The organism is Streptomyces sp. NPDC057694, from assembly GCF_042799415.1.
In the GTDB taxonomy this organism is placed as follows: domain Bacteria; phylum Actinomycetota; class Actinomycetes; order Streptomycetales; family Streptomycetaceae; genus Streptomyces.
Window position 1 is genome coordinate 1 of sequence record NZ_JBHVIX010000059.1, and the last position, 3,343, is coordinate 3,343.

A 3,343-nucleotide genomic window follows, 5' to 3' on the forward strand; every position below is an offset into this window, starting at 1 on the left:
TCACCATCAACTGGTCCCAACTCACCCCCACCACCAACACCACACCCCTGCCCACCTACGCCTTCCAACACCAGCGCTACTGGCTCGACACCACCAACACCACCAACACCACAACAACAGGGCAGGACGCCGCGTTCTGGGACGCCGTCCAGGAAACGGACCTGAACGGTTTCGCTGCCGAACTGGACATCGCCCCCGATGCCTCGCTCGCCACTGTCCTGCCCGCTCTCGCCGACTGGCGGCAGCGCATGCGGGCCACGACAGCCGTGGACGCGTGGCGCTACCGGATCACGTGGAAGCGGCTGCCGGACGCGCCCGGCTCCCCGGCGCTCACCGGACCGTGGCTGGCCGTCGTACCACGGCGGCACCAGGACGACCCGTCCGTCACCGCGGCCCTGGACGCCGTGGCGAAGGCCGGCGCCGAGGTGGTCCACGTGGGAGTCGATGACGCCGATGCCGACGTGGAACGGCTCACCGGGCGGCTGCGCGACCTCGTCGCCCCGCTCTCCTCGGCGCCGGCCGGGATCGTGTCGTTCCTCGGTCTGGACGAGGAGCGCCACCCCGACCACCCGGCCATGCCGAGCGGGCTGGTGAGCAACCTCGCCCTGGTACGCGCTCTCGGCCGGGCCGAGGTCGGTGCCCCGCTGTGGATGCTGACCCGGCAGGCCGTGGCGGCCGGCGACGACACTCATCCGCACGCTCCGCTGGGCTCGCTCACCTGGGGCCTCGGCCAGGTCACAGCCCTCGAACACGCCGACCGGTGGGGCGGGTTGATCGACCTGCCCGCCGTCGTCGACGACCGCGTCACGCACCTGCTGTGCGCCGCGCTCGCCGGGCACGGCGCCGAGGACCAGCTGGCTGTCCGTGCTTCGGGTACGTTCATCCGCCGGCTCACGCACGCCCCCAGTGAGCGGCGGGCCGCCCGGCGCAGCTGGCGTCCGCGGGGAACGGTGATCGTCACCGGCGGCACCGGTGCCCTCGGGACGGTCCTCGCCCGATGGCTGGCCGCCGAGGGCGCCGAGCACCTGGTGCTCACCGGGCGCCGCGGAGCGGACGCGCCCGGCGCCGAACAGCTGCGCGACGAACTCGCCGCGACCGGCACCCGTGTCACCCTCGCCGCCTGCGACGTCGCCGACCGCAAAGCGGTGGCGGCGCTCCTCGACGAGCTCGCCGCGGACGGGCAGACCGTACGCGCCGTCCTGCATGCCGCGGGCGTCGCGGACCTGACCTCACTGGCGGACACCGGCCCGGAGGCGTTCGCCGCCGGAGTCGCCGCCAAGGTCGACGGCGCGCTGAACCTGACCGAGCTCCTCGACCACGACGAGCTCGACGCGTTCGTACTGTTCTCCTCCATCGCCGGGGTGTGGGGCAGCGGCGACCACGGCGCCTACGCCGCCGCCAACGCCTTCCTGAACGCGCTCGCCGAGCACAACCGGGCGCACGGCATTCCCACCACCTCCCTCGCCTGGGGCGTGTGGGACGCCTTCGGCGTCGAGGGCGCGGGCGGCATATCCGAAGCCGTCGACCTCGACCAACTGCACCGGCGGGGCCTGCCGCTGATCGATCCCGAGCTGGGTCTCACCGCGCTGCAGCGTGCCCTGGACCGCGACGAGACCGTGCTCACCGTGGCACCCGTCGCCTGGCAGCGGTTCTTCCCCCTGTTCAGCGCGGCCCGCCGGCGACCGCTGTTCGAGGACCTGCCGCAGATCCGGGCGCTGTCCACGCCGACGCCCCCGGCCGCGGGCCCGCGTGCCGAGTCCGTGCCGGGCAACTCCGGGCTCGCCGATCTGCCGATCGCCGACCGGGACAGCACCCTGCTCGCCCTGGTCCGCGGTGAGGCCGCGTCCGTGCTCGGTTACCAGCGGCCCGACCAGCTGGACCCCGACCGCGCGCTGCGTGACGTCGGCTTCGACTCCCTCACCGCGATGGAGCTGCGCAACCGGCTGGCCACGGCCACCGGCCTGACCCTGCCCGCCGCGCTGGTCTTCGACCATCCGACGCCGCTCGCCATCGCCGCCTACCTCAAGTCCGCGCTGTACGGGCCCGACGCGGGCGACGACAGCTCCGTCCTGTCCGACCTGGAGGCGTTGTCCCAGCGGCTGGCGGACATCGACCCGGACACCAACACCCGGCTGGAGATCACTCTGCGGCTGCGTTCGCTGCTCACGCGGTGGAGCGAGCCGGACGGTGGCCGCACGGCGGCCGAAACGGCCACGGCCACCTCCGCGGCGGCGCTGGAAGAGGCCAGCGTCGACGAGGTGCTGGCTTTCATCGACACCGAACTCGGCATCTGAGCCGACGCACGGGTCCGTGTGGGCTCGCCAGCGCGGGCGAACCCACATGGACCGCGACTCCAGGCATCACCGCACTACCGCACCGCGTACTCGCCGAGCGACTCACAGGGGCAGGAACTGATGGCGGATCACGACAAGCTGGTCGACTATCTCAAGCGCGTCACGGCTGATCTGCAACAGACCAGGCAGCGGCTGCGCGAGTACGAGGCGCAGAGCAACGAGCCCATCGCGATCGTGGGCATGGGCTGCCGCTTCCCCGGCTCCGTCGCCTCCCCCGAGGAGCTGTGGCGGCTGGTGCACGACGGCGGCGACGCGGTCGGCGGTCTGCCCACCGACCGCGGCTGGGACGTGCAGGCGCTGTACGACCCGACGGCGCAGACCCCCGGCACGACCTACGCGCGCGAGGGCGGCTTCCTGACCGGTGCCACCGAGTTCGATCCGGAGTTCTTCGGGATCTCCCCGCGCGAGGCGCTCGCCATGGACCCCCAGCAGCGCCTCGTCCTGGAGGTCGCCTGGGAGACCCTGGAGCACGCCGGCGTCGATCCGGCCACGCTGCGCGGTTCCAGCACCGGTGTGTTCGTCGGCTGCAACTACCAGGAGTACCGGGCCCGCCTCTCGCAGGTGCAGGAGGGTCTTGAGGGCCACCTCGTCACCGGCAGCGTCTCCAGCGTGGTCTCCGGCCGGGTCTCCTACGTCCTCGGTCTCGAAGGCCCGGCGCTCACCGTCGACACGGCCTGCTCCTCGTCCCTGGTCACGCTCCACCTGGCCTGTGAGGCGCTGCGCCGCAACGAGTGCAGCATGGCTCTCGCGGGCGGTGTCGCCGTGATGAGCACCCCGCACACCATCACGGGTTTCTCCCGGCAGCGCGGTGTCGCCGCCGACGGGCGGTGCAAGGCGTTCTCCGCGTCCGCCGACGGCATGGGTTTCGGCGAGGGCGTCGGTCTGTTGCTGGTGGAGCGGTTGTCGGACGCGCGGCGGCTGGGGCACCGGGTGCTGGCGGTGGTGCGGGGCAGTGCGGTCAACCAGGACGGTGCCTCGAACGGGCTGAG

General features: G+C 72.7%; 2 protein-coding genes. Both read left to right on the plus strand.

The window, feature by feature from the left end; translation table 11 throughout:
* On the plus strand, window positions 1-2,294 hold a 2,294-nt coding region (locus ACFVDP_RS43840; RefSeq protein ID WP_383503432.1), incomplete at its 5' end, for an SDR family NAD(P)-dependent oxidoreductase.
* A gap of 120 nt (window positions 2,295-2,414) precedes the next feature.
* Window positions 2,415-3,343 (plus strand): beta-ketoacyl synthase N-terminal-like domain-containing protein (locus ACFVDP_RS43845; protein ID WP_383503434.1); only part of this gene is annotated, 929 nt, incomplete at its 3' end.